Annotated in this window: 1 protein-coding gene and 1 pseudogene; both read right to left on the bottom strand. The window is 41.9% G+C overall.

The window, feature by feature from the left end; translation table 11 throughout:
• Nucleotides 1–1158, bottom strand: a 1158-nt coding sequence (locus G4P69_RS36955) for a biotin/lipoyl-binding protein (RefSeq protein WP_208354807.1), incomplete at its 3' end; no start/stop codon positions are given.
• A gap of 195 nt (nucleotides 1159–1353) precedes the next feature.
• A pseudogene (locus G4P69_RS36950) lies at nucleotides 1354–2403 on the bottom strand (peptidase domain-containing ABC transporter); the annotation flags it as partial.
• Nucleotides 2404–2497: the final 94 nt, after the last annotated feature.

Here is a 2497-nt window from a genome sequence, read left to right as displayed (position 1 = left end):
TGGTTTTGAGATAGGTAGCTCAAAAATGACTCCATTAATTGGAGATCTCACAATTCGTTGTTCTAACTGCAAAGCTAAAGATTTGATTTGGCTTCTAGTCTGAGCAATTTGAGATTGCACTGTGGTAATTTGAGATTGCACATCTTTTAACTGTTCTTGAGTTTTCAGGATAGCTAACTCACCTGTATGAATCACATTGTCTTCGCTACGTTGTTGTTCTTGTAAGTGGAGCTTAGCTTGTTGGATTTCTGCCTCTGCTTGATGAATAGTCCTTTGATAACTGCTTTGTTCCTCTTGTAGACTCGACTCAGTTCGAGATACTTCAGAGGTTGCTTGTGCAAGGCTTTGGTTCTGTTCACTTACTGATTGTTCCACTTCTAGCAAACGATCTTGTGGAATAACGCCGTCCTCAAAAGCTTTTCTGTATCTTGGTGCTTTTTCCTTTGCACTTTGCAACCGAACTTGTGCTAGTTTGAAGGTTGCTTTGCTAGATTCAATAGCGTGCCGTACCTGGTTAACTTTAGCAAGTTTTTCCTCTTTTTGGAAGTTATAAGCTGCCTTAAGAGCATTAAGATTTTGTCTTACCTGCTCTACTTGAGCGAGTTTCTCTAATTTCTGGGATTCGTTTTGTTGCTTCTGAGTATACATAGTCAGCAACAACTGATTTTTTAACAGAAGGAGTTGTTTGTGATGATTAAGTTCTCCGTCTAGCTTTGCCTGGGCTTGTTGTAAATCGGTTCGCAGTAAATCAGACTCTAATTTAACCAGAACTTGCCCAGCTTTTACAGTATCCCCTTCTCTTACGTTGACATCAGTGACACGCCCCTCAGCTTGAGAGTCTAATTTTTGTGTTGCCTCTAGTGGTTCTATGCGTCCTCTAGCACTACCTGTCTCATCAACTCTAGATAACATTGACCAAGGTAAAACAATTGTCGAGAAGCCGATAAGCGTATACAGTAGAGAGCGAGTCCAAGGTTTGGGTAGCGCGTCTAACAGTTCTTCAGTACCATAAGACCAATCCTCAGGATCACCTGTTAGATTTGTTTGAGAGTTGACCACCGTAAAATTCGTTATTTGCTCTGAAGGAATATTATTTCCATATTCACCATCCTGATCTGTTATGAGTGTAGATGACGACCTGCGATGTAGGAATGGCATAAGTGTTAATGGGGATTGGGTATTGGGGATTGGGTATTGGGGATTGGGTATTGGGGATTGGGTATTGGGGATTGGGTATTGGGGATTGGGTATTAGGGATTGGGTATTAGGGATTGGGTATTAGGGATTGGGTATTGGGTATTCTTTCCCAGTCCCCAGTCCCCAGTCCCCAGTCCCCAGTCCCCAGTCCCCCGACTAACCGACTTGAGCCAGCTGTTGTTGGTTGAGGTAGTAGTAATGACCTTTTTTGGAAATCAATTCATCGTGAGTACCGCTCTCAATCAATACGCCACGATCTAAAACCAAAATGAGATCTGCATTTCGTACAGTGGAGAGACGATGAGCAATAATTATGGTTGTCCGTCCTTTGAGTATCGTGTTGAGGTTTGTCTGAATAATCCGCTCGGATTCAGCATCGAGGTTACTGGTGGCTTCGTCTAAGAGCAATAGATGGGGGTTACCAAGCAAAGCACGAGCGATCGCTAAACGTTGGCGTTGTCCACCAGATAACATTCCACCACCTTCTCCAATTTGAGTTTCATAACCTAATGGGAGTTGTTGAATAAATTCATCTGCTCCTGCTAGTTGCGCTGCTTCTCTAATTTCCTCTAAAGTGGCTTCTGGGTGGGCAATACTAATGTTTTCTTGAATCGTGCCGCCAAACAAAAAAGTATCTTGATCAACAACACCAATCTGTGAACGGAGTGAGTTTAGAGAAATACTCGTAACATCTTTACCGTCAATCAATACTTTGCCTTTTGTGGCTGGATATAAACCCAAAATTAATTTAGAAAGAGTCGTTTTTCCAGAACCGCTACGCCCAACCACGGCTACTGTTTGCTGTGGTAAAATCTCAAAATTGAGATTTTCTAGCACGTTAATCTCGCTTTCTAGATGATAGCGAAAAGTAACATTCTCGAAGCGAATATGACTTTGTAAATTGGGTAATATCTGTCGGGAGTTTTGTTGCAAATCTTCTTCTAGTTCTGCTTTTAAAACATCGTTAATACGTTCAGTAGCGATCAGAACTTCCTGCAATTGATTCCACAGTACGGAGAGCCGCAGGAAGGGATTGATAACGTTGCCTAATAACATGTTAAAAGCAACCAGTTGTCCAATAGTAAGTTGGCTATGAATAACCTGCCATGCTCCTAACCAGAGTAATCCCGTAGTGATTAATGCTTGGATAGTTGAGCTAATAATTTGCAGGCGGTTGCCAATAATTTGTTCTGGAAATGTTTTTTTTTTTTGGGCTCTTAATTAGTGGGGGTTTAGGGGGCAACTGGTTTTTAAATCCCGGGAAAACAATGTTTCGAGGTATGGCCGGTGGGGGAAATAA

Source organism: Aetokthonos hydrillicola CCALA 1050 (genome assembly GCF_017591665.1).
Classification (GTDB): Bacteria; Cyanobacteriota; Cyanobacteriia; order Cyanobacteriales; family Nostocaceae; genus Aetokthonos; species Aetokthonos hydrillicola.
Note: the sequence above shows the minus strand (reverse complement) of the source record. Positions and strands in the feature narration are given on the sequence as shown.